At 35.5% G+C, this 26,967-nt stretch carries 26 protein-coding genes; 14 read left to right on the plus strand and 12 right to left on the minus strand.

Going from position 1 to position 26,967, the window contains the following annotated elements; all coding sequences use genetic code 11:
• Nucleotides 1-49 precede the first annotated feature (49 nt).
• Both B6A10_RS00025 and B6A10_RS00030 read left to right on the plus strand, forming a co-directional pair.
• The gene (locus B6A10_RS00025; protein WP_188219210.1) at nt 50-2,029 is read left to right on the plus strand and encodes a LysM peptidoglycan-binding domain-containing protein; all 1,980 of its coding nucleotides are present in this window, start codon (nt 50-52) and stop codon (nt 2,027-2,029) included.
• Nucleotides 2,030-2,222: 193 nt separating this feature from the next.
• A complete protein-coding gene (locus B6A10_RS00030; RefSeq protein WP_188219211.1) occupies nt 2,223-3,242 on the plus strand; it encodes a DUF4837 family protein in 1,020 nt (339 codons plus the stop codon).
• 23 nt (nt 3,243-3,265) lie between these two features.
• On the opposite strand, the gene B6A10_RS00035 is transcribed toward B6A10_RS00030, so the two are convergent.
• From B6A10_RS00035 to rnpA, 3 genes are all read right to left on the minus strand, one after another.
• Nucleotides 3,266-4,903 carry a S41 family peptidase gene (locus B6A10_RS00035; RefSeq protein WP_188219212.1) on the minus strand — a complete coding sequence of 546 codons (1,638 nt, stop codon included), beginning with the start codon at nt 4,901-4,903 and terminating at the stop codon, nt 3,266-3,268.
• A 1-nt stretch (nt 4,904) separates the two neighbouring features.
• On the minus strand, nt 4,905-5,744 hold the full coding sequence (locus B6A10_RS00040; RefSeq protein WP_188219213.1) for a DUF4349 domain-containing protein: 840 nt from the start codon (nt 5,742-5,744) through the stop codon (nt 4,905-4,907).
• Between the two features lie 61 nt (nt 5,745-5,805).
• Nucleotides 5,806-6,186: a ribonuclease P protein component gene (gene rnpA / locus B6A10_RS00045; protein ID WP_188219214.1), complete on the minus strand. Its 381-nt coding sequence runs from the start codon at nt 6,184-6,186 to the stop codon at nt 5,806-5,808.
• Between the two features lie 126 nt (nt 6,187-6,312).
• Between rnpA and B6A10_RS00050 the strand changes: the two genes are divergently transcribed.
• The 7 genes from B6A10_RS00050 (at nt 6,313) to B6A10_RS00080 (ending at nt 15,364) form a co-directional block, all read left to right on the plus strand.
• Entirely contained in the window at nt 6,313-7,047 is a 735-nt protein-coding gene (locus B6A10_RS00050) for a lysophospholipid acyltransferase family protein (RefSeq protein WP_188219215.1), read from the plus strand.
• 10 nt (nt 7,048-7,057) lie between these two features.
• Nucleotides 7,058-8,044 (plus strand): acyl-ACP desaturase, encoded by a 987-nt coding sequence (locus B6A10_RS00055; RefSeq protein WP_055094823.1) that lies wholly within the window; start codon nt 7,058-7,060, stop codon nt 8,042-8,044.
• 123 nt (nt 8,045-8,167) lie between these two features.
• Entirely contained in the window at nt 8,168-8,821 is a 654-nt protein-coding gene (locus B6A10_RS00060; protein ID WP_188219216.1) for an HD domain-containing protein, read from the plus strand.
• Nucleotides 8,822-9,015: 194 nt separating this feature from the next.
• Complete coding sequence (locus B6A10_RS00065) at nt 9,016-9,411, plus strand: hypothetical protein (protein WP_188219217.1); 396 nt, start codon at nt 9,016-9,018, stop codon at nt 9,409-9,411.
• Nucleotides 9,412-9,566: 155 nt separating this feature from the next.
• On the plus strand, nt 9,567-10,649 hold the full coding sequence (locus B6A10_RS00070; RefSeq protein ID WP_188219218.1) for an efflux RND transporter periplasmic adaptor subunit: 1,083 nt from the start codon (nt 9,567-9,569) through the stop codon (nt 10,647-10,649).
• Nucleotides 10,650-10,671: 22 nt separating this feature from the next.
• Nucleotides 10,672-13,920, plus strand: coding sequence for an efflux RND transporter permease subunit (locus tag B6A10_RS00075; protein ID WP_188219219.1), 3,249 nt, complete (start codon nt 10,672-10,674; stop codon nt 13,918-13,920).
• The gene (locus B6A10_RS00080; RefSeq protein WP_188219220.1) at nt 13,913-15,364 is read left to right on the plus strand and encodes a TolC family protein; all 1,452 of its coding nucleotides are present in this window, start codon (nt 13,913-13,915) and stop codon (nt 15,362-15,364) included. The genes B6A10_RS00075 and B6A10_RS00080 overlap by 8 nt, the downstream gene beginning before the upstream one ends.
• An 86-nt stretch (nt 15,365-15,450) precedes the next feature.
• On the opposite strand, the gene B6A10_RS00085 is transcribed toward B6A10_RS00080, so the two are convergent.
• The 9 genes from B6A10_RS00085 to B6A10_RS00125 form a co-directional block, all read right to left on the minus strand.
• Nucleotides 15,451-16,191 (minus strand): PA3715 family protein, encoded by a 741-nt coding sequence (locus B6A10_RS00085; RefSeq protein ID WP_188219221.1) that lies wholly within the window; start codon nt 16,189-16,191, stop codon nt 15,451-15,453.
• A 65-nt stretch (nt 16,192-16,256) separates the two neighbouring features.
• Nucleotides 16,257-16,655, minus strand: coding sequence for a hypothetical protein (locus tag B6A10_RS00090; protein ID WP_188219222.1), 399 nt, complete (start codon nt 16,653-16,655; stop codon nt 16,257-16,259).
• A 62-nt stretch (nt 16,656-16,717) separates the two neighbouring features.
• Nucleotides 16,718-17,500 (minus strand): enoyl-CoA hydratase/isomerase family protein, encoded by a 783-nt coding sequence (locus tag B6A10_RS00095; protein WP_188219223.1) that lies wholly within the window; start codon nt 17,498-17,500, stop codon nt 16,718-16,720.
• 9 nt (nt 17,501-17,509) lie between these two features.
• Nucleotides 17,510-18,925 carry an ATP-binding protein gene (locus tag B6A10_RS00100; protein WP_188219224.1) on the minus strand — a complete coding sequence of 472 codons (1,416 nt, stop codon included), beginning with the start codon at nt 18,923-18,925 and terminating at the stop codon, nt 17,510-17,512.
• 109 nt (nt 18,926-19,034) lie between these two features.
• The gene (locus B6A10_RS00105) at nt 19,035-19,592 is read right to left on the minus strand and encodes a CopD family protein (RefSeq protein WP_055094802.1); all 558 of its coding nucleotides are present in this window, start codon (nt 19,590-19,592) and stop codon (nt 19,035-19,037) included.
• A 104-nt stretch (nt 19,593-19,696) separates the two neighbouring features.
• On the minus strand, nt 19,697-20,710 hold the full coding sequence (hemH, locus tag B6A10_RS00110; RefSeq protein WP_188219225.1) for a ferrochelatase: 1,014 nt from the start codon (nt 20,708-20,710) through the stop codon (nt 19,697-19,699).
• 102 nt (nt 20,711-20,812) lie between these two features.
• Complete coding sequence (locus tag B6A10_RS00115; protein ID WP_026714744.1) at nt 20,813-21,679, minus strand: helix-turn-helix domain-containing protein; 867 nt, start codon at nt 21,677-21,679, stop codon at nt 20,813-20,815.
• 103 nt (nt 21,680-21,782) lie between these two features.
• On the minus strand, nt 21,783-22,322 hold the full coding sequence (locus tag B6A10_RS00120) for a YceI family protein (RefSeq protein WP_188219226.1): 540 nt from the start codon (nt 22,320-22,322) through the stop codon (nt 21,783-21,785).
• Between the two features lie 16 nt (nt 22,323-22,338).
• Nucleotides 22,339-22,707 carry a hypothetical protein gene (locus tag B6A10_RS00125; RefSeq protein WP_238929341.1) on the minus strand — a complete coding sequence of 123 codons (369 nt, stop codon included), beginning with the start codon at nt 22,705-22,707 and terminating at the stop codon, nt 22,339-22,341.
• Between the two features lie 155 nt (nt 22,708-22,862).
• Between B6A10_RS00125 and B6A10_RS00130 the strand changes: the two genes are divergently transcribed.
• The 5 genes from B6A10_RS00130 (at nt 22,863) to hemA (ending at nt 26,897) form a co-directional block, all read left to right on the plus strand.
• Nucleotides 22,863-23,255: an OB-fold protein gene (locus tag B6A10_RS00130; protein ID WP_188219227.1), complete on the plus strand. Its 393-nt coding sequence runs from the start codon at nt 22,863-22,865 to the stop codon at nt 23,253-23,255.
• Between the two features lie 17 nt (nt 23,256-23,272).
• Nucleotides 23,273-24,112: a DUF5777 family beta-barrel protein gene (locus tag B6A10_RS00135; RefSeq protein ID WP_188219228.1), complete on the plus strand. Its 840-nt coding sequence runs from the start codon at nt 23,273-23,275 to the stop codon at nt 24,110-24,112.
• A 127-nt stretch (nt 24,113-24,239) separates the two neighbouring features.
• Complete coding sequence (locus tag B6A10_RS00140) at nt 24,240-24,668, plus strand: hypothetical protein (protein WP_188219229.1); 429 nt, start codon at nt 24,240-24,242, stop codon at nt 24,666-24,668.
• A gap of 18 nt (nt 24,669-24,686) precedes the next feature.
• Complete coding sequence (locus B6A10_RS00145) at nt 24,687-25,268, plus strand: globin family protein (protein ID WP_055094788.1); 582 nt, start codon at nt 24,687-24,689, stop codon at nt 25,266-25,268.
• A gap of 372 nt (nt 25,269-25,640) precedes the next feature.
• Nucleotides 25,641-26,897 (plus strand): glutamyl-tRNA reductase, encoded by a 1,257-nt coding sequence (gene hemA / locus B6A10_RS00150; protein WP_055094786.1) that lies wholly within the window; start codon nt 25,641-25,643, stop codon nt 26,895-26,897.
• Nucleotides 26,898-26,967: the final 70 nt, after the last annotated feature.

Here is a 26,967-nt window from a genome sequence, read left to right on the forward strand (position 1 = left end):
ACAAACGATTTCTTAATCGCTTAAAATTAAGCAAGTTGACAACAAAAATATGACTATAAAAAAGATCACTTTATCATTATTTCTATTAGTATCAATTCCCCTGTTTTCGCAAGAAATTGCTGAAAGCAAGGGAATTGCTGCAATAGAAACTAAGCTTTCTTATTTGGATTCTATCAAACAAAGTTTTGTACACGACGAAATGGCCAGTTGTGTAGATAGTTTGTGGACTAAAGAATTGACCAGCTTGGATTTATACAACGACATCACAAAAGATATCGAAACGATAAATACCGATGAAAAAGTAGATTACGAATTGCCAACCGAGCTTTTAAAATCAAGACTTGAAGCCATGAATGCTAAATCTCCGTTTAACATTCAGTACAATCAGGGCTTAGAAAATATCATCAAATCGTTCTTAAAAAATCGAAAAAAGTCTTTTGAACGCCTGATGTCCATTTCGGAATATTATTTTCCAATGTTCGAAGACGTTTTTGCCAAAAACAACATTCCATTAGAAATCAAATATTTAGCCATTGTAGAATCGGCTTTAAATCCAAAAGCGGTTTCCAGAGTGGGTGCTACGGGACTTTGGCAATTTATGTATCAAACCGGAAAACAATACAATTTAAAAATAGATTCTTACATCGACGAACGTAGCGATCCATTGAAAGCAACCGCTGCCGCAGCGCAATATATGTCGAATATGTTTTCGATTTTTGGCGACTGGGAATTGGTTTTAGCCTCTTATAATTCAGGTCCCGGAAATGTAGCAAAAGCAATAAGACGCTCCGGAGGTCAGCAAAATTTCTGGAGTATTAAGAATAATTTGCCAAGGGAAACTCAGGGTTATGTTCCGGCATTCTTAGCAACGATGTATTTGTATGAATACCGCAAAGAACACGGAATCAAGCCTAATAAAACCTTAATTCAACGCTTTACCACCGATACGGTAATGATTAAAAAACAGATGTCTTTTAAACAAATAGCCGATTTGTTAGACGTTCCTGTTTCACAATTACAACATTTAAACCCTTCTTACAAGCTTAACGTAATTCCTTATTACCATGATGAGAATCATTATTTGCGTTTGCCAAAAGATAAGATTGGTGTCTTTGTTTCAAATGAAGAAAAAATTTACGCTTATATTCAGCACGAAGCCGATTTAAAAAACAACAATCCGTTTAAAAATACTACGACAACAACTGCCGTTGCAACTGTTGAAAAACCTAGTTTTCCTGCCGGAAGTACCACACAGTATTACAAAGTAAAACAAGGCGACAACTTAAGCACTATTGCCAGCAAATACAATGTTGAGTTAGAGGATTTAAAAAAATGGAATAAACTAAACGGAAATTCAATTGCTTACGGAAAGGTTTTAACACTTTTTGTTCCTGAAACCAAAACCGCAATTGCATCTGCCGACATCAAAGAAAGACCTAAAAAAGAAGTTAAAAACGATTCTTTAGCTTCTAAAAACAACAGCATTTATATTGTTCAAAATGGTGATAATTTAAGCAACATTGCCGAAGCTAACGATGTTACGGTTGCCCAAATTAAAGAATGGAACAAACTTAACAGCAACACCATTCAGGCAGGTATGAGTCTGCAAGTTTCAGAGAAAGAAGCCGAAGCTGAAGTAGCTGTAGCAACTCCTGCTGCCGAATTAAAAAACATTGAATATACGGTTCAAAAAGGAGATAATCTGGGAAATATTTCTAAGAAATTCGGAACTCCTGTTGCCGATTTGAAAGAATGGAATCATCTAACAGACAACAATATTGGATTAGGAAAAACATTAATCGTAGCTAAAAACGAAGTTGCCATCAACACCTCAAAAGCTACTGCCGCTTCTTTTAAGAAAACCAAAACAGAGGCTGCTTTACAACACGATTACTTTGTAAAAAAAGGAGATTCCTTATTTAGTATTGCCAAAAAATACCCTGGTGTTACTGTTTCAGACATCAAAAAATGGAACGACATTAGTAATGAAGACATCAAACCGGGAATGAAATTAAAAATCAAAAGTTAATATACTTTAACAAATCACAACGAAAGGCTTTATTCAACGATAGAATAAAGCCTTTTTTTATTATTTATGCTAATTTTTTGCTGTTTTTAAAAAAATTGGAACGATATTCGCTATACTTTTTTTTAAACAAACCAAAAACGAATACAAAACAATTCAACCTTAAAATTTGAATTGCAGTTACAACCGATACAAAATGAATAAAACCCATTTTATATTGCTTTTTATTTCCATTCTTTTCTTTTCCTGCAAACAGGAAATGAGCACACCGGAAAGAGTCAATGGAAAAATCAATAACATCTCGGTGATTATAGACGATTTATTATGGAATGGCGAAATTGGCGACAGCATCCGTAACAAATTTGCCTCTCCCGTTTATGGACTGCCTCAGGAAGAACCTCTTTTTACCATTAATCAGTTTCCGGTAAAACTCATGGAAGGTTTTATGACCGAAAGCAGAAACATTATCATCATTAAAAAAGACGCTAAAGAAGACTTTAAAATCACCAAAAATCAGTTTGCCAATCCGCAAAACATCTTTCAAATTTCCGCTAAAGGAGCCAATGATATTCTTTGTCTGATTCAAAAAAATGCGCCGCAAATTATTCAAACTATCCATCAGACAGAAATCCAGGAATGTCAATATCTAAACAGAAAATCACTTTTAGATCCTAAATTCTTTAAAGACAGTTTCAACATCAAACTTGAAATGCCTGCCAATTATCAATTAATGGTTCAAAAAAAGAATTTTCTATGGTTCAAAAAAGAAATCATTAGCGGCAACACCAGTATTTTAATCTACGAAGTCCCTTTAAACACCATTAAAAACAAAACGAATAAAGTAACCGATATCATCCGAATGAGAGATTCCATAGGAAAACTTTACATTCACGGCAAAGAAGCCAACACCGATATGATTACCGAAGAAGCCTATTCGCCCTATTTTTCAAATATTGTTCTCAATCACAAAAGAGCTTACGAAACGAAAGGAACCTGGGAATTAAAAAACGATTTTATGTCGGGACCTTTTATCAATTACGCTATCGTAGACAAGGACAATGACCGCTTATTGGTTTTAGAGGGTTTTTGTTACGCTCCTTCAAAAGAAAAAAGAGATTTAATGCTCGAACTCGAAGCAATTATAAAATCGGTGGAAATCAACAAAAAAACAGCCCAAAAATCAAAACCGAAACTTTTGGCGCTGTTTAACAATTAATTTTTGATAAGTAAACCGAAAATTTAAAGTTTTAAAATTTTGCTGTATGTAGCGGTATCATCCAAAATACTTACCGCTTTTTTAATTTCCGAATTGGATTTCATGTAATAACTATAAAATCCTTCCTGATATTGGTAGCGTTTGATAATTTCTTCCAAAATTAAATTCTTAATTTCTTCCTGATTATTATCCAATTGACTCTCTTCACTTTTTTGAACTGCCGCCAGCATTTGCTTGTATTCATTAATAATTGCACCATCAATTCCTTCTTTTTGAGCAATAGCCAAAGTACTCTTCAACGATTCTTCGGTTTCCGTATCAAAAGAGATTTTTTGAGCCTTTAAAAACTGTTTGAAATCCTGAAAATCAGCACTATTAAAGTTTGGAATCTGATTGCCTAAATTGGGATTTTTATAATAATACTTTGTGGCATAATTAAAAATCCCGTCATTTTTAAGTAAAGCATTTGCAATCACACTGGTTTTTGACTCCGGCATTGGCACATCAGGCAAAATTCCGCCACCGTCATAAACGGTTCGTCCTTTTCGGGTTTTAAACGAATTATAATTGGCTTCCTGAGTTCGAACTGCCAAACCATTTTTGTCTTTGTGCGCATAATCCAAAGCCTGAATACATCTTCCGGAAGGCGTAAAATATCTGGAAATAGTTACTTTAAGCTGTGTATTATAAGTCAAATCGATAGGTTTTTGAACCAATCCTTTTCCAAAACTTCGGCTACCCACAATCACCGCGCGATCCAAATCCTGCAAAGCACCTGATACAATTTCCGAAGCCGAAGCACTTTTATCATTCACAATAATCACCAACGGAATTTCTAAATCTACCGGATCAAAAGAGGTTTTATAAGTATTGTTGTGCTTTTCGTTAATAGATTTGGTGGTAACAATTACTTCATTTTTGGGCACGAATAAATTACAGATATTAATTGCCTCGTTCAACAATCCACCGGGATTATTTCTCAAATCCAGAATAATTTGGCTGGCACCTTGTTTTTTGAGTTCCAACAACGCTTCTTTGGTTTCATTAGATGCTTTTCTATTAAAACGACTCAGAACGATATAACCGGTTTTGTCATCAATTTTAGCATAAAAAGGAACCGATTTAATTTCTACTTCATCCAAAATTATCTCGGTTGTATTCATCTTTCCCTGACGCAGGAATTTAATCGCAATTTTGGTATTCTTTGCACCTTTTAAAAGTTGAGAAGCATCATCCTTAAAATCAGCAATAGCCACATCTCCTATTTGTACAATTTCGTCACCGGCTTTAAAACCGGCTTTATCAGCAGGAAAATCTTTGTAAACTTCCCGCAAGATTAATTTTCCTGATTTTTGCGTGATTAGAGCACCTATTCCGGTATATTCGCCGGTATTATTGATTTTGAATTTCAACACATCCTGCTCGTTAAAGTACACCGTATAAGGATCCAAACTCGCCAACATGCCTTTGATGGCTGTGTCCATCAGTTCTCCCGGATTAGTTTCATCCACATAATTCATATTCAACTCTTTGAATAATGTCGTGAAAATTTCAATTTGCTTAGCTATTTCAAAGAAATCATCCTTGAAACTGGAACCAATAAATAAAAACGCCGAAGCGACTACGGGAAGAATATATCTCTTTTTGATAAAACACATCATTTTAAACTACTTTTTTCTTAAATCTCTTTCTAATAAAATAGCCAATAGCTCCAAAAAATATCAGAAACGGCCAAATACTAATTAAACCAACAAGAAAGCCTGAGAAACTATTAAACCCTGATTTCAAAGCATTCCAAATTTTTGAACCGTATGAAATCGTTGCACCTCCTTCATTAGCAACCGTTTTATAAAACTCAAGAGTAATAGTACTCATCGAAATTTGACTTTGCATAAATCGCAATTGTCCTTCTTTAGCTTCAATTTCTTCGCGAATAGCAGAAAGTTGAGCTTCAATTTCCAGCATTTCTGAAACTTTATTTGCTTTTTTTAAAAGTTCCAAATAGCGGGCTTCAAGTACTTTTTTGGCTTTTAATCTGGCGTCAATATCTATGTATTCTTCGGTAACATCTTGTGAAGAAATCTCTTTATTATCAAAATAAGTAACTCCTTTGGAAATGTCACTTAAAAACAAATCAAACTTTGCACTTGGAATACGAACAACAATTTTTCTAAAAATAGATCCATAATCTTTTCCTTCCGTATCGTTCTGAATAATTGCATGATACTTTTTTACAGCTACAACCACCTGATTATAGGTTTCTTCTAAATCATTACTTTCAAACCTGATGTCTCCAGTCTTAATTATTTTTTGTTCAATAATTTCCTCAGATTTTGCAATTACAGGCTTGACGAATTTCACCTGATCCACCGGTGGTGGCGGTGTAGCTATAGCAACGGCTTCAACATCATCATTTTTAAAATTTTGTTCATTTAACCTATCCGATTTTTTACAACTAAAAAAAAAGACCAACAATAGCAAAAGCAAGAATATATTTTTCATAAATAATTAATTTTAAATATCATCAATTAAAAATAATGAATATTCGCATAAAAAAACAAATCTATTCTGCTTTTAAATTTTGATTCACAAATTTCTCAAACAATTGAATGGTTTTGGTATTGATTTCTTCGTAAGTCAAACGCTCTTTGGTTTGATAAAAAAACATAAACGCATAAGGTTTGTCCAGATTATCCAACAAAATATGTTTGTTCAGGCGATAAGTTTCGCGAAGAATACGCTTAAAACGATTACGGTCAACGGCTTTTTTGAAGTATTTTTTAGAAACCGAAACACCCATTTTGATTTTTTCATTTTCATTCAAAGAACCGGAATGATACACTAAACGCAATGGATATTTAGAAACCGATTTGCCTTCAGAGAATAACAATCCAATGCTGATTTTACTTTTAAGTTTTTCGTTTTTTGGATAATTAAAGCTCATTTTTATGGTATAAGGTCAAATTTTTAAGACTACAAAGTTACAATTTAACCCCAAACCTATTATTATTTAGGAATTAAATAGCACTAAAAAATTATTTACTACTTTTGCAGCTAATTTTTTTTAAAAATGCAAAAACTTGTTTCGTATCCCATATCGGTAATTTACTATTTGTGTTTCGGACTCACGTTAGTCATTTTTCATCCTATTCAATGGATTTGCCTGAATCTTTTTGGTTATCAGGCGCACAAAAAAAGTGTCGATTATTTGAACTTTTTTTTGCTAAAATGCACTAACTTAGTAGGAACGACTTACACCATAGAAAACCGGGAAGTAATTCCTCAGGGAGTTCCTTTGATTTTTGTAGCCAATCATCAAAGTATGTACGATATTATAGCAATGATTTGGTACTTACGTCGTTTTCATTGTAAATTTGTAAGTAAGAAAGAGTTAGGCAAAGGAATTCCAAGTGTTTCTTTCAATTTAAGACATGGCGGAGCCGCATTAATTGACAGAAAAGATCCTAAACAAGCCATTCCTGAGATAAAAAGATTAGCTGAATATATCGAACACAACAAACGCTCGGCAGTAATTTTCCCGGAAGGCACCCGAAGCAAAACAGGAAAACCAAAAGAATTTGCCCAAACCGGTGTGAAAATATTGTGCAAAAATGCACCTTCAGCCTATATTGTTCCTGTGAGTATTAATAATTCGTGGAAAATGGTAAAATATGGGTTTTTCCCGGTAGGTTTAGGAAATCATCTTACCTTTGCCATTCACACTCCTTTAAAAGTGAGTGATTATAGTTTTCCTGAATTAATGGAAAAGACAGAAAGTGCAGTAGTAAAAGGAATAAAATTTTAAAATATACAAAATGTCTATAAAAAACATTCGATTAGAAGTTATGCAGTTTTTGGAAAAAAACGTGGCCAGCTACATGGAACAATATTTGATTCCAGTGGAACAAATATGGCAGCCATCGGACTTTTTACCAAATTCTGAAGGAGATAACTTCTTAGAAGAAGTAAAAGAATTACGCGAAATCTCTAAGGATTTACCTTATGATTTCTGGGTAGCTATGGTAGGTGATATGATTACCGAAGAGGCGCTTCCTACCTACGAAAACTGGCTAATGGAAGTAGAAGGAGTTGACAATGAAGGCCGAAACGGCTGGTCAGCCTGGGTACGTGAATGGACCGGAGAAGAAAACCGTCATGGTGATTTATTGAACAAATACCTGTATTTATCAGGTCGTGTAAACATGCGCGAAATCGAAATGACTACCCAACATCTAATCAACGACGGATTTGATATTGGTACCGGAAGAGATCCGTATAAAAACTTTGTTTACACCAGTTTCCAGGAATTAGCGACTTATGTTTCACACAACAGAGTTTCACAATTAGCCAAAAGCTATGGCGACAAGAAATTGTCTAAAATGTGTAAAATGATTGCCGGAGATGAAATGCGCCACCACCATGCTTACAGCCATTTTGTAAGCGAAATTTTCAAAGTAGATCCAAGCGAAATGATGTTGGCTTTCCAATACATGATGAAACAAAAAATCGTTATGCCGGCTCATTTCCTGAGAGAATCAGGACAAAAAATCAGTTCTGCATTCGAATTATTTTCAGATTCAGCGCAACGTATTGGGGTTTATACCGCCAATGACTACGTGGATATCATGCAAAAATTAATTGACAAATGGGAAATTGACAAAATCGCTGGTTTGACTGACGAAGCCGAAAAAGCCCGTGATTACTTAATGAAATTACCTGCCCGAATGGCTAGAATTTCCGAAAGATTAGTCATTCCCAAAGAATCTCACATCTTTAAATGGGTAGAACCGGCTAGATTGTAGATTTCAAATTTTAGAAAACAGAATTTAGATTTTACGATTTTTAAAATTGAATTAAATAAATTAAAATGTTGATTTTTGAAGTACAAAAACTTTGAAAATCAACATTTTTTTTAAAACACTAATATGACCAACACTGACATCATCAGCAAAACAATCACTTTTGTAAAACAACAATTAGCAAATGCCGAAGGCGGTCACGACTGGTTTCACATTGAAAGAGTCTATAAAAACGCTTTGTTAATTGCCCGTGAAGAAAAATGTGATTTGCAAATTGTTCAGCTCGCTGCCCTACTCCATGATATTGCCGACAGCAAATTTCACAACGGTGACGAAACAATCGGACCAGAAACAGCCCGAAACTTTTTGGAATCAAAAAATATTGCTCCGGAAACCATCAGTCATATAATTAATATCATCGAAAACATTTCGTTTAAAGGCGGAAATTTTGACAAAAACTTCCATTCTGTCGAACTTGATATTGTTCAGGATGCTGACCGATTGGACGCCATTGGAGCCATTGGTATTGCCCGTGCTTTTAATTACGGCGGATTTAAAAACCGGGCGCTCTATGACCCTGAAATAGCACCAAATACCAATATGAGCGTCGAAGAATACAAACGCAGTCAGGCGCCAACAATTAATCATTTTTACGAAAAATTATTGTTGTTAAAAGACAAAATGAATACGCAAACCGGAAAACAAATTGCGCAGCAAAGACATCAGTTCATGCAAAATTTCCTTTCACAATTTTATGCCGAGTGGGAAGGAGAAAAATAATCAGAGCGATTTTTCTTGTGTTTTTTAACACAAACTCTGATTTTATAACAACAAAAACTACCTTTTAACAGATTTTTTGATGCTTTTATCATTATTAACAAATATTTATTAACGAATACTTGCTAAAATAGTTTTGTCGATATAGATTTGCAGCATTGATGAAAAAAGCAATAAAACATATTACTCTTTTATGTATGCTGCTACTATTTGGCAATGGACAATTAATGGCTCATTTCCATTCAGCTAGTTTACAGGCTATTACTTCCAGTCATCACACAAATTCAGGCAAATCAGCAAACACGGAATTCATAAACTACTTCCTTAGTTTTCACATTACTTCATCTTTTCCTGAAAACGATTTATTCAAAAGAAGAGAAATCACTACTGATAATGAAGAAGAAGACGTTGAAAACGCCTCTCCTGAAAAAAAGACAGAAAAATTAAGTTGCTATAGCATTTATTTTAAGCAACAGCCTTCGGGTATCATTCCTACGTATAAAATCAATAATTCTTTTGCTTTACGCGAAGAATTTTGTCATTTATATACAAATAATCCACGCTACATCTTATTCGAGGTCTTTCGAATTTGATCCCCTTTCCTCTTTTTCAGTTTTTATAAAAAACTCATTTCACCATATCCTTTGTAGTTGTTTTTAACAACAAGCAAAAGATAAGGCACAGCTGTCGTTTGTCAACCTCAGCTCAAAACGCATCATACCATACCGTCTAAAAACAAATAATTATCATGAAAAAAACCTCAATTTTCATTGGTCTTATGGCCATTCTATGCACTATTGGTTGCAATTCACACAAAGAAGAAAAAAAAGAAGAGAGGACATTCCAGGTTACTAATCCGGTAGCAATGGACACCTCAATAGTTAAAGAATACGTTTGCCAAATTCACTCTATCCGTCACATTGAATTGCGATCAATGGAGAAAGGATACCTTCAAAAAATAAATGTAGACGAAGGACAAAAGGTTAAAAAAGGACAATTAATGTTCCAAATCATGCCTAATGTGTATCAGGCCGACTTACAAAAAGCAAAAGCCGAAGGAAATGTTGCGGCCATTGAATACAAAAACACTAAACTTTTGGCTGACAGCAAAGTAGTTTCTCCAAACGAATTAGCGCTTTCTAAAGCAAAATACGATAAAGCCAATGCCGAAATCCAATTAGCAGCAACACATCTAGGATTTACCACTATCAGAGCTCCTTTTGACGGCGTAATGGATCATTTATTAGCCAGAGAAGGAAGTATGCTTGAAGAAGGTGAATTACTAACTTCACTTTCTGACAACAGCAAAATGTGGGTGTATTTCAATGTTCCGGAAGCCGAATATTTAAATTACATGGAAAGTGCTAACCAAGGTAAGAAACAAAAAGTTCAGCTTTTGATGGCTAATAATCAGGTATTTGATCACACCGGTATTGTGGAAACTATTGAAGGAGAATTCAACAACGAAACCGGAAATATTGCCTTCAGAGCTACTTTCCCTAACCCAAAAGGAATTTTAAGACACGGAGAAACCGGAACAATATTAATGACCGTTCCTTTGAAAAACGTATTAATCATTCCTCAAAAAACAACTTTTGAAGTATTAGACAAGCGCTATGTTTTTGTTATTGATAAAAACGGAGTAGTCAGACAAAGAGAAATTACCATTGGAGCTACTTTAGAAAATCTTTTTACAGTAAAAAAAGGATTAGACGTAAACGATCGCATTTTATTAGACGGATTACGATTGGTTAAAAACAATGAAAAAGTAAAATTCAAAGTTGAAAATGCACAATATGTAATGAAACATCTTGATGTTTATGCCGAGTAACAACCCTTAAAAAAACAATAAAATGTTTAAAAAGTTTATTCAAAGACCGGTCTTAGCGATTGTAATTTCGGTCATCATTGTATTTATGGGGTTGCTTGCCATCAAACAATTACCCATCTCGCAATTTCCTGAAATTGCACCTACCACTGTAAATATATTTATTGCCTATCCGGGTTCAAGCTCGGATGTATTGGTAAAATCAACCTTGATTCCGCTGGAAACTGCCATCAATGGGGTGCCGGGAATGCGTTATATTGCTTCCGATGCTACCAGTGCGGGAGAAGGAACTATTCGTGTCATTTTCGAACCTGGAACCGACCCCAATGTCGCCGTTATCAGGGTAAAAACAAGGGTCGACCAGGTAATGCCCTTGTTACCGGACTTAGTACAACGTGAAGGGGTTATCATTACTCCGGTTCAGCCAAGTATGTTGATGTATGTGGATTTATACAGCAAAAAAGGCCATGGAATGGATGAAAAATTCCTTTACAATTATGCCTACACCAACATGCTTCGTGAAATACAACGTATTAACGGTATTGCCAGTGCGCAAATTCTGGGTAGCCGTAAATATGCCATGCGTATTTGGTTAAAACCAGACCGTATGCGTGCTTACAATATCTCGGCAGAAGAAGTAATGGAAGCCATGCAGGAACAAAGTATCCTGGCAAGACCCGGAAGAATTGGACAAAGTTCCGGTATAAAATCACAATCGCTCGAATATGTATTAACCTACCGAGACCGTTATTCTACTCCGGAGGAATACAAAGATGTCATCATTCGTGCCAATGCAAATGGTGAAGCAATCAAATTAGGTGATATTGCTAATGTAGAATTAGGAAGTGAGTTCTACGACATCTACGACAACTTAGACGGAAAACCATCTGCATCAATCGTTTTAAAACAAACCCTTGGAACCAATGGTAGTGATGTAATTAAGGCTGTAAAAGCCAAATTAAAAGAACTGGAAAAAGATCTTCCTCCGGGAGTGGGTTACAAAATCAGTTATGACGTATCCAGCTTCTTAAATGCTTCTATTGAACAGGTAATAGACACGCTTAGAGACGCCTTTGTTTTAGTATCCATCGTAGTATTCCTGTTTTTAGGAGACTGGCGTTCGACCTTAATTCCGGTTATTGCAGTACCGGTATCCTTAATTGGAGCCTTCTTTGTTATGCAAATGTTTGGTTTATCCATCAACCTGATAACCTTATTTGCCTTAGTATTAGCCATTGGTATTGTGGTCGATGATGCGATTGTGGTTGTAGAAGCCGTCCATGTAAAAATGGAAGAAGAACATCTCACGCCATTTAAAGCTTCCAAAGCGGTATTAGGCGAAATTGGTGGAGCTATTATTGCGATTACCTTGGTAATGGTTTCCGTATTTATTCCTATTTCGTTCATGACAGGACCTGTTGGGGTATTCTACCGTCAGTTCTCCATTACTATGGCGGGATCAATTATCATCTCGGCCGTTGTTGCCTTGACATTGACACCGGTACTTTGTGCCATGTTGTTGAAACACAATCATGGTCATACCAAGAAAAAATCACCTATTGATCGTTTCATCGATTGGTTCAACAAAGGATTCGAAAAATTAACCGGTCACTATGTAGGTATTTTGAAACACATTGTAAACCGAAGAGTAATTACTTTTGGAATTCTAATTGGATTTAGTGTTGCGACTTATTTCACCAATGAAGCGCTTCCTGCCGGATTTATTCCAAGTGAGGATCAGGGAATGATTTATGCGATTATCCAAACCCCTCCTGGAACAACCTTAGAGCGTACCAATGATGTTGCAAGAAAATTACAGAAAATTTGTGAAGAAATTGACGGTGTATCTTCTGTATCATCCTTAGCGGGTTATGAAATTATGACCGAAGGCCGTGGTTCAAACGCAGGTACCTGTTTGATCAACCTAAAACCTTGGGAAGAACGTTCTCATTCGGTACATGAAATCATGGAAGAATTGGAAGGTAAATCTAAAAATCTGGGTGCAATCATTGAATACTTTGAACCACCGGCTGTACCAGGATTTGGTTCCTCGGGAGGTTTCTCTTTGCGTTTATTGGATAAAACCAATGGAACCGATTATCAGGAATTCCAAAGAGTAAACAACGATTTCCTTGCGGAATTAGAAAAACGCAAAGAACTTACAGGAGTATTTACTTTCTATTCGGCGAATTATCCGCAGTTAAAATTAGACATTGACAATAAAGCGGCTATGCAAAAAGGCGTAACGATCAAAAAAGCAATGGACAATTTAAACATCCTTATTGGTAGTACTTACGAACAAGGTTTTATCAAATTTGGTCAATTTTTCAAAGTTTATACGCAGGCAGGTCCGGAATACCGAAGAATTCCTTCGGATTTGGAAAATTTATTCGTGAAAAATGAGGCTGGCGAAATGGTTCCTTACTCTTCTTTTATGAAAGTAACCAAACATTTAGGTCCTAACGAGATTACCCGTTACAACTTGTACAACTCGGCTGCTATTCGTGGATTACCGGCTAAAGGATACACCAGTGCCGATGCCATTAATGCCATTAAAGAAGTTGCTAAATTGAAATTGCCAAGAGGATATGATATTGCTTGGGAAGGATTATCTTATGACGAGGCAAACCGAGGAAACGATGCTTTGTATGTATTCGGGGTAGTATTGATTTTCGTTTACTTAGTGTTAGCCGCACAGTATGAAAGTTTCTTATTACCATTGGCTGTATTATTATCATTACCTGTTGGATTCTTTGGATCATTTGCTTTATTACAATTAATGGGATTGTCTAATGACGTTTATGCTCAAATTGGGGTCATCATGCTTATTGGATTACTCGGTAAGAATGCCGTACTGATTGTAGAGGTTGCCGTCCAGAAGCGGGCTCAGGGCATGAGTATTGTCGATGCGGCTATGGAAGGAGCCAAATTGCGTTTCCGCCCTATTTTGATGACTTCATTTGCCTTTATCGCGGGATTAATTCCGTTAGTAATTGCAACCGGAGCAGGAGCCATTGGTAACCGAACCATTGGAGGTTCGGCTATGGGAGGAATGATTATCGGTACTTTATTCGGAGTCTTTGTAATTCCAGGTTTGTATTACATATTTGCCAAAATGAGCGACGGTCGTACTTTAATTCAGGATGAACATAACGAACCGGCTTCTGAAGAGTTCATGAGAGCTAGTGAGGGCCAAAGTAAACTTCAATTAAGGCTGAAAGAAATGAACAAACAATTGAAAAAATTAATGAAAAGAGAGGAAGACAATGAATAATTCAATTTTCAAATTTATAAACATAAGGTCAGTGTTAGGACTGACCTTATCTACCCTTGTTTTTCAAAGTTGTGTACCAACAAGAACCGTGCGCGATGAAAAAAAGGATTTACCGGAACAATTTCAGAATGTTACTTCGAATGATACTACTAATTCGGCTCAGATAAAATGGAAACAATTTTTTGATGATTCTAATCTGAATGCACTTATTGAAACGGCTCTGACCAACAATCAGGAGTTGAATATCATGTTGCAACAGGTGGATATGGCCAAAAATGAAATTCAGGCCCGAAAAGGAGAATATTTACCATTTGTAGGTATTCAGGCAGCAGCCGAAGTAGAAAAAGTAGGTCGTTATACCAGTCAGGGAGCTAATGATGCGAATACGGACATCAAACCGGGAGAAGAATTCCCTGAACCCTTACAAAATTACAAAGTGGGCGCTTTTGCAACCTGGGAACTGGACGTTTGGAAAAAACTGCGCAATGCTAAAAAAGCTGCCGTAATGGAATACCTTTCTACAATGGAAGGTAAAAATTTCATGGTTACCAGCTTAATTGCGGAAATTGCTGATTCGTATTATGAATTACAGGCTTTAGACAACAAACTGGCAATTTTGACTAAAAACTTAGAATTGCAAAACAACGGTTTGACAATTATTCGTTTGCAAATGCAGGCTGCCAAAGCTACCGCTCTTGGTGTGCAAAGACTGGAAGCCGAAGTGTATAAAAACACCAGCGAACTGTACAATGTAAAGCAGGAAATTGTAGAAACCGAAAACAGACTGAATTTCTTAATCGGTCGTTCACCGCAACATATTGACCGAAATTCAGATAATTTTATAGAACAAAAAGTAGATACTATTTATGCTGGTATTCCTTCACAGCTCTTAACCAATCGTCCGGATATCCGACGAGCAGAATATGAATTGCAGGCCGCCAAACTGGATACAAAGGTGGCTCGTGCTAATTTTTATCCTTCATTTACGTTAAGAGCTGGTGTAGGTTTAGAATCGTTCAAGACCAAATATCTTACCACGATGCCGGAATCCGTATTGTATGGTTTAGCTGGTGATATGGTTGCTCCGTTAATCAACAGAAAAGCTATTAAGGCCGCTTATTACAATGCGAATGACAAACAATTGCAAGCTGTTTTTGATTACGAAAAAACCATTTTAAATGCCCATATCGAAGTATTAAACGGTTTGTCTAAAATTGATAACCTGAAGAAAAGCTACGAGCAAAAAGAACATCAGGTGGAGGCTTTGACCAATTCTATCGAAATTACTAACAAACTTTTCAGCGCGGCAAGAGCCGATTATATGGAAGTTTTATTAACGCAACGTGATGCTTTAGAATCCAAATTACAATTGGTGGAAACCAAAAAAGAACAGTTAGCTGCTAAAGTTAACATGTACAAATCATTAGGCGGTGGATGGAATTAATTTCGTCTAAAGTTTGATAGTCTTTAAAAAACACCCTTAATGAAAGACAAAGCCACTATTCTCAGAGTGGCTTTGTTGTTTATATACTATTTCACTAAAACGTATTTTTTCTGTTTTTCATCAAATCTTAATACGCTTTGCTTTGAACTCTGTTTTTTGATGATTTCTTTATCGCAATTGGCATCAAGTGAATAGTCTTTGAACTTCGTTTTGACAATAATATCATTAAACTTATCTGCTAAATTAGTATTGATAACAAAAACACTTTTTGAGGTTTCAAATGAAGCATTTTCACAACCACCACCATTTTCACCATTCGATTTTTCAAGTTCAAAATCATGCAATACTTCAACAATTTGGTTGTTTTTAAAACAATAAAGATTAATTGAATTTGAACTAAATGGATTTACACTTGAACTTCCGCTATAACTATATCTAATGCCAAAAGCTCTGGTATTTTTGTTCAAATAATAAAGTCCAGTATCAATCTTTATTTCATCAAATTTCAAAGCATCCGAAGTCCATTCCGCTTTTTTAGTGTATTTGGATTCAAAAGATTTGGTATTTTTATTATAAACCAATAGGTTGTTGTCAATGTCAAAACAATAATCACATTCCGCATCACGATTGCTAATTACCGGCAAAACAACAATTACTTTTTCATTTTGATTCGGAAGTGCTTTCAAGCAAATTTTATCAGCCAAAAGATCCTTTTCATTAACTTTTAAGAACACAACAGCTTTATTAATAATTTCTTTATCTGACAATTCCTGACCAATAATTGAACTTTTAAAAAGAATAAAAGCAATTACCAATAAATTTTTCATGCACTAAAATGTTTTATTTATTTTTTTAAATCAAAATTCAGCATTAACAAATCTTCAATCTGAAATCAAATTCCCTTTGCTTTCATTTCCAAAATTACGTCCGAAGGATTCAGGAAAGTCGGTGCTTGTTCGGTGATGCTTCCGACTCGTTTTTTATTGAGTTTAAAAACCACATCTTGTTCGCTGGTAAATAACAAAGCACTTAAAAAAGGCTTATTCATCAACGAAAATAAAATAGGATAAGTTTCCTCCAAAGAATAAAAACTTTCGGTCTCCTCGGTTTTAAAACGGCTTATAACCGACATTTGCATCACATCATTCTCCAACAAAACCGGACGAATGTAAACATTCTTGATTTCGGTATCTCCAATGGTTTTTGCCAGCGTTAATTTGGCAAAAGTTTTATCTTCTATACTCTGTTTTACTCTTTCCCAAAAAAGCGCAAAAATAGGCTCGTATGACATTTTATTTTTTTAATTATTTAATTCTGAAATCTAATCCCGAGACTTCGGGACTGAACACTAAACTACTCTCCTGTAAAAACCGCTTTTCTTTTTTCCAAAAAGGCTTTGGTTCCTTCTTTAAAATCCACCGTTCCAAAACATTTTCCGAAGGATTTAATCTCGGTCTCATAGCCATTCTCCCCTTCTCTGTAATTAGCATTTACTGCATGAATCGCCATAGCGATGGCTGCCGGAGAATTTTTAATCATTTTCTGGGCCAATTCATTACAAAAATTCAAAAGCTCAGCCTGTTTACAAATATGATTTACCAATCCCATTCGGTAGGCTTCCTCAGCCGAAATCATTCCGGCCGTTAAAATCATTTCTAAGGCACGTCCTTTACCGATTAGCTGCGGCAAACGCTGTGTTCCTCCGTAACCGGGAATCACGCCCAGAGAAACTTCCGGAAGTCCCATTTTAGCATTTTCAGCAGCCACACGAATATGACAGGACATCGCCAATTCTAAGCCTCCTCCCAGTGCAAATCCGTTGATGGCTGCAATAACCGGCACCCGAAGGTTTTCGACAAAATTAAACAAGGTTTCCTGTCCCTGAGCCGATAACTGAATACCTTCTTCTACTGAAAATTCGGCAAATTCGGCAATATCTGCTCCGGCCACAAAGGCTTTTTCGCCGCTTCCGGTTAAAATAATGGCGCGAACATCCTGAAGCATTTCCAAAGTTGAAAAAGCATGGTGCAATTCGGCAATAGTTACTTTATTTAAAGCATTTAATTTTTCAGGTCGATTGATGGTAATGGTTGCAATATTATGCTCTTTTGCAATCAAAATGTTTTGGTAGCTCATTGTGTTGATTTAAGAGTTAATAATGGGTAGCGAAACTGTAAAACGTGTTCCTTTGCCGTATTCGGTTTCAAAGTCGATGCTGCCTTTATAGTTTTCGATAATATTCTTTATAATTCCTAATCCCAGTCCCATTCCACTGCTTTTGGTGGTAAACTTAGGTTCGAAAATACGATATATATCCTCCGTTTTAATTCCGATTCCGTTATCTTCTACAACAATTAGCACATTATTATCTTCTTTTTTGACCGAAACAGCTACCCTCTTGTCCTCTTGTTGCTCAGGAATCGATTGTATGGCATTTTTTACTAAGTTAGTAATTATTCGGATTAATTGGGTACGATCGATCTTCGAAATTATCTCCGGTGCTTCACTTTCAAAAACAATTTGATTTTCGGTGAAAATATCTAAGGCCAATTCGACTACCTCAACCACATTCAGCGTTTCATTTTGTTGTGCCGGCATCGAGGCAAAATTAGAAAATGCCGAAGCCACCGAATTCATCGTATCAATTTGCTGAATTAAGGTTTCGGAGTAATCTTTCATTTTTTGCAAAATATTCGGATCATCCGGATTAAAACGACGTTGGAAGCTTTGCACTGTCAATCGCATTGGTGTCAGCGGATTTTTAATTTCATGCGCCACCTGTTTGGCCATTTCGCGCCAGGCTTCTTCCCTTTCGCTTTGCGCTAATTTAATGGCACTTTTTTCCAATTCGTCCACCATTTGGTTATAACCGGCTATCAACAAATTGATTTCTTTGCTGTTGGCAGTAATTAAAATCTTTTCGTTTTTTTTGTTCAAACGCGTTTCGTTTAATTTATCCGAAATGGTTTTCAGTGATTTGGTAATATAGGAAGAAAGGAAATAAGCTAAGGCAAAAGCGACAATCAGCATGAAAGAATACACCTGACTCAACCGGATGAGAAAACCATGTAATTCTTTGTCATAAAATCCGTCATCTTCCTGATATGGAATGTTTAAAACCCCCAGCGGTTTGAATTTATCATCTTTAATTTGGGTAAACGAAGATCGATTTTTAATGCCGTTAATGGTCGTAATATCCACATAACGTTTTTCAATCGAAGAACGAACCAGTTTCAGAATGTATTTAGGAATGGGCGGCGCTACTTTGTCCACCGAAAAGGTCTCTTTGGAGGATTTTAGTAAGTTTCCGTCCAAATCATAAATATTGATTTCGATATTATGAATGTGAGCCAATTCATGAATTTTATCCTTAAAAATCAAATCCAGATTTTCGGTTGTCAAAGGATAAGTAGTCGTAGAAAGAATGTAATTGATGTGTTCACGAACCGCATTTTCCTTGCGTTCCAAACGTTCCTGATGGTATTCTTTGGCTTCACTTTTAAACTGAATAATTGAAATAGAAGCCAGTAAAACCGAAGCTACAATTATCACTACGATCATCGAAAGAAAGATTCGAATTCGCAAGGATAGCATTGATAATTTGAAGCTCTTAAACATAGTTTGCAGTATTCAGTAGCAGTGATCAGTGGCAGTTTAAAACTGCATACTGCTACTGCTGACTGTTTTTCTCTCTTATTTTTTTGTAAAATCTAAAACCCAGCATGATAAGAATCGAGAACAAAATAATCCCGATGACACCATAAATCCAATTTACGGCATTTTTTAAAACTACTAAAAAAACAACCGCAAAAAGAATAATCGTTGCTCCTTCATTCCACAAACGCATAAAATTGGTGGAATAGTTTACCTCATCTTTTTGTAATTGTTTGTATATCTGATGGCATTTTAAATGATACAAATACAACACAAAAACAAAGCCAAGTTTTACGTGCATCCACGGCATTTGCAACCAGGCATTTCCCGTAGGTGTAAACAACAGCATCCAAAAGGCAAAAATACTGGCTAAAACCGCCGATGGCCAGGTGATAATATACCACAGGCGATAACTCATAATTTTGAATTGCTTTTGCAAAATTTCCTTTTCAGGAGAAGGTTTATCGGCTGCTTCAATTTGGTAAACAAACAAACGCACAATATAAAACAAACCCGCAAACCAGGTAATGACAAATATGAGGTGCAAAGATTTTAAATAGTTGTAATAATCCATTTGAATTTAGATTTTAGATTAACGATTTTTAATTTTTGATTGTTCCATTCTAAAGACGTAGCATTAAATCTAAAATCGTTAATCAATATTCATCAATCTTAAATCTATTTCGCCCAGTCGTTAATCCAGTTACTTACGGTTTTGCACCAGTCGTCACCATCGTTCAAGCAAGGAACAGCGAGGAATTCTTCTCCCCCGTGTTCTTCAAATTCTTCTTTAGCACGCATGGCAATTTCTTCCAAAGTTTCTAAACAATCCGCCACAAAAGCCGGTGTTACTACCGCCAGTTTCTTAATCCCTTTTGCAGGCATTTTGTTGATTTCAACATCAGTATAAGGCTCTAACCATTTATCACCTGCTAAACGAGACTGAAAAGTAACGCTGTATTTTTCTTTTGGAATTCCTAAAGCTTCTGTTACTAATTTAGTCGTTTCATAACATTGGTGACGGTAACAAAATGCATGAGCCGGCGAAGGAGTATTACAACAAGAACCGTCTATCTTACAATGCGATTTGGTAATATCTGTTTTGCGAATGTGACGCTCCGGCAATCCATGATACGAAAACAACAAATGGTCGTAATCGTATGCTGTCAATGAACTTTTAATCGAATCGGCAAGGTTCTGAATATAATCGGGTTTGTTGTAAAAAGCAGGAACGGATGAAAATTTCATGTTTGGGAAATGCTTTTTGCGCACTTCTTCGGCTTTTTCTAAAACCGTAACCGTTGAGGACATCGCATGATGCGGGTACAATGGAAACAGCAATACTTCAGTCACTCCTTTATCGGCTAGTTCTTTTAAACCGGAATAAATATCCGGATTTCCATAACGCATCGATAAAGCAGCTGGAATACCTAATTGTGGTTTTACTTTTTCAAACATTCTTTTTGAAAGCACAATCAAAGGAGAACCTTCTTCCCACCAAATTTTACTATAGGCTTCGGCTGAATCTTCCGGACGTTTTCTTAAAATAATACCGCGAACCAATAACGCTCTTAATAAAAACGGAACGTCAATCACGTATTTATCCATCAAAAATTCATCTAAATACGGTTTTACATCTTTGGGAGTTGGGCTTTCAGGCGAACCTAAATTGATCAATAATGTACCTTTCATTTTATTGTTTTTGTTGTCGCAAAAGTAAACCAAATCTGTGTTGGTATAAATTACTATTAACTATTTTTTATTTATTGTTGAATCTAAAAAATCAATCTCCAACTAAGCATTCGGATTGATAGACATCAAATATTTTTTGGGTGTAGTTCCAAATTTCTTTTTGAAAGCTGCAATAAAATGACTTCCGGTGCTGTAACCTATTTTTAAACCCACTTCGTTTACATTATAGGATCCACTATCAAGCAGTTTTCGGGCAAAATCCATTTTGTAATCAAACAAAAAGCCATAAACCGTATCGCCATAAATTTGCTTGAAACCCATTTTGAGTTTTTTCAAATTGAGTCCAACCTGGTCAGCCAGTTCCGGTAATCCCGGCGGCTCAGCCATATTAGCAATGATAATTTCTTTGGCTTTTTTAATTTTCAAAACGTTCTCTTCGTCAACCAAAAACGGACATTGTTCGGCATCAGGATCTTCATTTCGGTTGAAAAACAAGCTCAATAATTCGTAACCTTTGCCTTTGTAATACAAATTTTTTATCGAAGGATTCAAATTATAATGGAACATCTGATTCAAAACAATCGCCATCGACGGACTGATATCGCTTTCGTTATAATACTTTTTATCCTGATTTTCTTTGCTCAAAAACGGAATGTGTTCGGCATCAGAAGTAAACAATCCGTGAAACTTTTTAATAGAAACAAAAATGGAAATCAACCAGGATTTAGGTGCAATCTGAACATTCAGAGGCAGTTCTTTTTCGGTATTATAAAATAACAATGCTTTTTCTTCCTTGAGATTAAGCACGTAATTGCCCTGATTAAAAATATAGTTGGCACTACCTTTTAATCCGAAATGAAATTGAATTAAACCCAACTGAACCGGACGCTGAAAGGTTAAAACGGCATCGGTATTATTTTGAAAACGAATTAAAATAAAATCATCGTCAATTTTTATTTCTTCCTCCATTTTTCCTATTTACTTTGTTCCACTTTTGTTTTTTTGGTCTTTCAAAATTAAATCTTTTTGATGGTTTATTCTAAAATAAAAAAATCTTTGTTCTTTTCGTCTCCTATTTCAAAATTCCATTCAGCTGAATGTGGACGGCATTGGAAACTTTATTTTTTACTATTGCGGGAATATCAATGGCAAAATCACTGGCTTTTACTGAAAAATTGGAGACTATTTTAATTCCTGAATTGGATTGACTTATTTTAAGAACCGCCTGAATGGCTTGGGTTTTTCCGTGCAATTCTAATTTTCCGCTAACCCGATAATCCTTAGGTATCGAAGTCAAATTTTGAAGGTCAAAATTTTCAATATTACCTCTAAAAATCGCTTTTGGATATCGGTCACTCTCTATATAATTTTCATTAAAATGCTCTTCCATCAACGCCACTTTAAACCGAAATCCTTTCATTAAAGCCAAACTGGCAATTTCGCCCGTTTTCGGGTTTAGAACTAAAGTTACCGTATTATTTGCTGCTTTTACTTCTTCAAATGAAGGCACCGAAGCTTCAAAAACGACGGTCGCCGTTTTACAAATCATTTTCTCCTGAGCAAAAGTCAAATTGGCTAACAACAAAACGCTTATTAAAATAATTTTTTTCATGTTTTCTGTTTTTAAATTACTCTTCGACAAATCCGTCATTTTTCCATTGCACTACAATATCAATCGTAGCTTGCGGTAATCTTGGCCCGCCTTGCGGCATCAACAAACTATTGCCGTTGTTAAGTGAAATTCGATCAATCAATCCCCGACTTTCAATAGCATTTTTCACCTGAGCATAAGTCGCTAATGACATTGGAGCGCCATTCGTTGGTGTTGCTCCGTGACAACGAATGCAATTATTATCCATAATCGGTTTTACATTTTGTTTATAAGTAACAACGCCTTCAATGGGCGGATTATCCATTAAAGTTTCCGGATTATCATTGGAACAAGCCATAAAAAAACAGGCAGATAACAGCAACATAAAAAGATTTTTTGTTTTCATAACGATTGGTTTTTTGAGAATTAAACAAAACAAAGTCAGCTCGATAAATGATATACGACAAAAAAATCTTAGCGGTTTTTGAAACTTATAATTTTTGTCAAAACCAAATTCAGAATTCCCACGTACATATCAATAGGTTTCTAAAATGCAGCATCATGAAGAAAAAATTACAATATGGAATCTTGATTTCCGCAGTAACATTGGCTGTAATTCTTTATTGCTATGTCTATCAAAACCATAGAAATATTAGTCAGGAAAAAGCCGCTTACTCGATGAGTGTTCCGGAATTAGAAAAAGAATTTACTGCCAATGATAGTTTGGCACTGGCAAAATTTCTGGATCAAACGATACGAATAATGGCTACTATAACGGCCTTAGATCACCAAAACAACTTAATGGTTTTGAATCATAAACTCTTAGCCATTTTTACCGACAGCATTCCTAAAAACATTAAAATCAATCAAAAAGTTACCGTCAAAGGTCGGTTTTTGGGCTACGATGAATTAGTTGACGAATTTAAAATGGACCAATGTTCATTTGCTGATTAACCAATAAAAAAACATTTATGAAAAAGCTTATCTCCCTGTTATTGCTGATTCCTTTAACAGCATTTTCCCAAAATGATTTACTAAACGGAATCGATTCTATTTCTTCAAAAGAAAGAGTCACTGCTGCCTTTAAAGCTTTGAAAATTGTCAATTTAGAATCGACCAAACTGGCCGCCAAAGGCGATTTGTATTTTATTGTAGCCCATCGGTTTGGTTCGGTAAAAGATGGTTTTGAAGGTTTCTTCGGATTAGACAATGCAAACACCCAACTGAAATTTGTTTACGGACTAACGGAAAATGTAACCCTCAGCGCCGCCAGAAGCGAACTGGCTTATGATTTTTCGTCAAAATATGCTTTGGCACATCAAATTAAAAATGGTTTCCCACTAAGCATTGTAGGATTTTCAAGTTTAGCCATTAACAATACACTAAAAGAAAGCTTGTATCCAAAACTAACTTTCGACAATCGATTGACTTATGTGCAACAATTATTGGTTTCCAGAAAATTTTCTGAAAAATTATCTTTCGAAATTGCCCCAACTCTTTTCCATGAAAATTTTGTTGACAATCCGCAACAGGATAATACACAATATGCTATTGGATTTGGCGGACGCTACAAATTATCGAAACGCTGGTCACTCAATATAGATTATGCAGCTCATTTGAACAGAGCTTCAAACTCTATTTATAAAAATCCATTGTCAATAGGTTTTGATTTAGAAACCGGAGGACACGTTTTCCAAATGCATTTTACCAGTTCACAAGGCATTCAAGAAGCCGCTTTTCTGGGGCAAACTACGGGAGATTGGACAAGAGGCGATGTGTTTTTTGGATTCAATCTGCTGAGAGTTTTTTAGAATTTATCTGAATCAAAACCCGATTCGGTATTTAAAACAATTCTAAATTAATCTTTTTCGCATAAAAATTAAAACCAGAGCAAACTATAACTCGTAAATGATTTTTAAAACCTAAAAACTTTTAAAAATGAAACCCATAATTAAAAAAGGACTTTTAATCATCGGAGGTATTTTGCTTTTATGCGTTGCAATTTTGTTGTATCACGTGATAACGGTGAAACCTGCCGAATATGAAAATGCAAACATCCAGGTGAGTCGCATTGACTTTGAAAACAACATCGATGCCGCGCAGGCGAAACAAATTTGTACCGATTTAAGAAGCATCAAAGGCCTGACTTCTGATTCGATTATTGTAAAAAGAAACGTTGTGGTGTATTTCCACAATAACAAAATGACCAATTCAGAAAAAGTATTCAACGAATTGATGCACAAAAGAGATTATAAAGCCAAACGCTTTATTGTTGATGCTAAACTGGCTAACAAAGCGGTTTGTCCAATGGATCAAAACAGCTTTAGTTACAAATTATTTAAAACCGTAAATCATTTTTTTAATTAACCTTTAAATCCCATTATTATGAAAAATTTTTCAAAACTTACGCTTAGTGTATTGTTAATTGCATCGGCTGCATTAACCTCATGTAATGACGATGATGATCCGGAAGTAAAAGCTTCGATTTATGCCCGATTGGGGGGAACTACCATGGTTGCTGATCCTGATAATTCCGGTCAAATGATTGAACAAGGACGCTTATCTTACCGTAAAGTAATAAATTCTACTGTAGGGCTTATTGTAGCAGATGTCGAGGCGAATGCATCCGGAAATCTAGGAGCTCATTTTGCGCCACTTTTAACTGAAGTTGGTGCAGGAAACACTACTAATCTAGCCATATTAGTAGATAACTTAACCGACTTCTTCTCCTACAATACAGGTGGTACAAATTCCGTAAATATGTATTCGGGTTTAAGTATGGCCGATGCTCATGACCCGGCTAAAAATCCGCGTATGGGAACAAAATCTTCTAATGCGGATTACACCAAATTTGTAGGTTATGTAGGTGCAGCTGCTAACAAAAATGGCGTGGCTTCCAATACAGAACTTTACACCGATATTGTTGCTGTATTAGAGTCATTAAGAACTCCAATAGTTCAAAAATAATTCTTTTTGAAAATAAAAACGCTCCCGTAAAGGGTAGCGTTTTTATTTAAATGCAATAGAAAAATACCTCAGCATAAATTGTTATATAATTTTACAATATACACTTCTCACTGTCATTTAATAACAATTTACCAGAACCCTCAGCGATATTTTTTGCTTATATAAAAATAGTTAATTGCAATTAGTTATTTAGAATAAATCTACACAAATATTCTAAAAACAACTGTTTTTACTGATTTTTCGAATAGAATCGATTTTATAATGACCATTTAAGACCAAAGTGTCTCTTAGCGACACAAAAAGAACTTACAGCGTTGTTTTTATAAAATAGTTAATAATACTTTTGTAGAACTTTTTAAGGAAAGTATAATTATGGAAAGTTTTAATATGTCCAGAAATACCACTTTTTACGCTTTAGGACTAAGTTATAAGAAAGCAGATGCAACGATTAGAGGAAAATTTAGCTTAGATGCCAAAGCTCAATCTATTCTGTTAACCCAGGCTGAAGCCGAAGGAATTGAAGCTTTAATTGTAACTTCAACCTGTAACAGAACCGAAATCTATGGTTTTGCCAATCATCCTTATGAGCTTATCAAACTGCTTTGTGAAAACAGTAATGGTTCGGTTCAGGAATTTCAGGAAGTAGCCTACATCTATAAAAATCAGGAAGCGGTCAACCACATGTTTCGCGTAGGAACCGGATTAGACAGTCAGATTTTAGGTGATTTTGAAATCATCAGCCAAATCAAAAATGCCTTTATTCAAAGTAAATCCTATGGTTTAGTAAACGCTTTCATGGAACGTTTAGTCAACTCGGTGATTCAGGCAAGCAAAAAAATCAAAACCGACACTGAAATTTCTTCCGGAGCAACCTCTGTTTCTTTTGCATCGGTTCAGTATATCATCAAAAATGTTGAGGATATTGCCAATAAAAACATCCTGCTTTTCGGAACAGGAAAAATTGGAAGAAACACCTGTGAAAATTTGGTAAAACATACCAAACACGAACAAATTACCTTAATCAACAGAACTAAAGATAAGGCCGAAAAACTGGCTGAAAAACTGGATTTGGTAGTAAAAGATTATGCCGATTTACAATTAGAATTACAAAAAGCAGATGTTTTAGTTGTAGCTACCGGCGCTCAAAATCCAACCGTGGACAAAGCAATTTTAAATCTGAAAAAACCTTTACTGATTTTAGATTTATCGATTCCTAAAAATGTCAATGAAAATGTTACCGAAATTGAAGGAGTAACATTGATTCACATGGATCACTTATCACAAATAACCGATGAAACTTTGGAGAACAGAAAAAAACACATTCCTGCTGCCGAAGCCATCATCGAAGAAATAAAAGACGAATTCAAAATTTGGACAAAAGGTCGAAAATTTGCTCCAACCATTAATGCGTTGAAAGCGAAATTGAACGAAATTAAAAATTCAGAATTGGATTTTCAAAGTAAAAAAATTGCCGATTTCAACGAAGAACAAGCCGAAATCATCAGCAACAGAATCATTCAAAAAATCACGACTCATTTTGCCAATCATCTCAAAGATGAAAACACCATGGTAGATGAAAGCATTGAATGGATTGAAAAAGTCTTTAAAATTGAAGCTGTAGTGAAATAATTTTTCAACACAAATTACACCAATTTTCACAAATTTAACTAAGTCATAATTTAAGTTATGATGTAAAACA

The sequence above is a fragment of the Flavobacterium pokkalii genome (assembly GCF_014596575.1).
Lineage (GTDB): Bacteria > Bacteroidota > Bacteroidia > Flavobacteriales > Flavobacteriaceae > Flavobacterium > Flavobacterium pokkalii.

What these genes read in the sequence shown, in the direction of transcription:
- hemH (WP_188219225.1), bottom strand. Translation starts at nt 20,710, where the DNA reads ATGAAAGGTACATTATTGATCAATTTAGGTTCGCCTGAAAGCCCAACT.
- B6A10_RS00135 (WP_188219228.1), top strand. Translation starts at nt 23,273, where the DNA reads ATGAAAAAGCTTATCTCCCTGTTATTGCTGATTCCTTTAACAGCATTT.
- B6A10_RS00105 (WP_055094802.1), bottom strand. Translation starts at nt 19,592, where the DNA reads ATGGATTATTACAACTATTTAAAATCTTTGCACCTCATATTTGTCATT.
- B6A10_RS00125 (WP_238929341.1), bottom strand. Translation starts at nt 22,707, where the DNA reads ATGAAAACAAAAAATCTTTTTATGTTGCTGTTATCTGCCTGTTTTTTT.
- B6A10_RS00060 (WP_188219216.1), top strand. Translation starts at nt 8,168, where the DNA reads ATGACCAACACTGACATCATCAGCAAAACAATCACTTTTGTAAAACAA.
- B6A10_RS00070 (WP_188219218.1), top strand. Translation starts at nt 9,567, where the DNA reads ATGAAAAAAACCTCAATTTTCATTGGTCTTATGGCCATTCTATGCACT.
- rnpA (WP_188219214.1), bottom strand. Translation starts at nt 6,186, where the DNA reads ATGAGCTTTAATTATCCAAAAAACGAAAAACTTAAAAGTAAAATCAGC.
- B6A10_RS00035 (WP_188219212.1), bottom strand. Translation starts at nt 4,903, where the DNA reads ATGATGTGTTTTATCAAAAAGAGATATATTCTTCCCGTAGTCGCTTCG.
- B6A10_RS00055 (WP_055094823.1), top strand. Translation starts at nt 7,058, where the DNA reads ATGTCTATAAAAAACATTCGATTAGAAGTTATGCAGTTTTTGGAAAAA.
- B6A10_RS00145 (WP_055094788.1), top strand. Translation starts at nt 24,687, where the DNA reads ATGAAAAATTTTTCAAAACTTACGCTTAGTGTATTGTTAATTGCATCG.
- B6A10_RS00050 (WP_188219215.1), top strand. Translation starts at nt 6,313, where the DNA reads ATGCAAAAACTTGTTTCGTATCCCATATCGGTAATTTACTATTTGTGT.
- B6A10_RS00120 (WP_188219226.1), bottom strand. Translation starts at nt 22,322, where the DNA reads ATGAAAAAAATTATTTTAATAAGCGTTTTGTTGTTAGCCAATTTGACT.
- B6A10_RS00130 (WP_188219227.1), top strand. Translation starts at nt 22,863, where the DNA reads ATGAAGAAAAAATTACAATATGGAATCTTGATTTCCGCAGTAACATTG.
- B6A10_RS00075 (WP_188219219.1), top strand. Translation starts at nt 10,672, where the DNA reads ATGTTTAAAAAGTTTATTCAAAGACCGGTCTTAGCGATTGTAATTTCG.
- B6A10_RS00100 (WP_188219224.1), bottom strand. Translation starts at nt 18,925, where the DNA reads ATGATCGTAGTGATAATTGTAGCTTCGGTTTTACTGGCTTCTATTTCA.
- B6A10_RS00040 (WP_188219213.1), bottom strand. Translation starts at nt 5,744, where the DNA reads ATGAAAAATATATTCTTGCTTTTGCTATTGTTGGTCTTTTTTTTTAGT.
- B6A10_RS00140 (WP_188219229.1), top strand. Translation starts at nt 24,240, where the DNA reads ATGAAACCCATAATTAAAAAAGGACTTTTAATCATCGGAGGTATTTTG.
- B6A10_RS00080 (WP_188219220.1), top strand. Translation starts at nt 13,913, where the DNA reads ATGAATAATTCAATTTTCAAATTTATAAACATAAGGTCAGTGTTAGGA.
- B6A10_RS00090 (WP_188219222.1), bottom strand. Translation starts at nt 16,655, where the DNA reads ATGTCATACGAGCCTATTTTTGCGCTTTTTTGGGAAAGAGTAAAACAG.
- hemA (WP_055094786.1), top strand. Translation starts at nt 25,641, where the DNA reads ATGGAAAGTTTTAATATGTCCAGAAATACCACTTTTTACGCTTTAGGA.
- B6A10_RS00030 (WP_188219211.1), top strand. Translation starts at nt 2,223, where the DNA reads ATGAATAAAACCCATTTTATATTGCTTTTTATTTCCATTCTTTTCTTT.
- B6A10_RS00095 (WP_188219223.1), bottom strand. Translation starts at nt 17,500, where the DNA reads ATGAGCTACCAAAACATTTTGATTGCAAAAGAGCATAATATTGCAACC.
- B6A10_RS00085 (WP_188219221.1), bottom strand. Translation starts at nt 16,191, where the DNA reads ATGAAAAATTTATTGGTAATTGCTTTTATTCTTTTTAAAAGTTCAATT.
- B6A10_RS00065 (WP_188219217.1), top strand. Translation starts at nt 9,016, where the DNA reads ATGCTGCTACTATTTGGCAATGGACAATTAATGGCTCATTTCCATTCA.
- B6A10_RS00025 (WP_188219210.1), top strand. Translation starts at nt 50, where the DNA reads ATGACTATAAAAAAGATCACTTTATCATTATTTCTATTAGTATCAATT.
- B6A10_RS00115 (WP_026714744.1), bottom strand. Translation starts at nt 21,679, where the DNA reads ATGGAGGAAGAAATAAAAATTGACGATGATTTTATTTTAATTCGTTTT.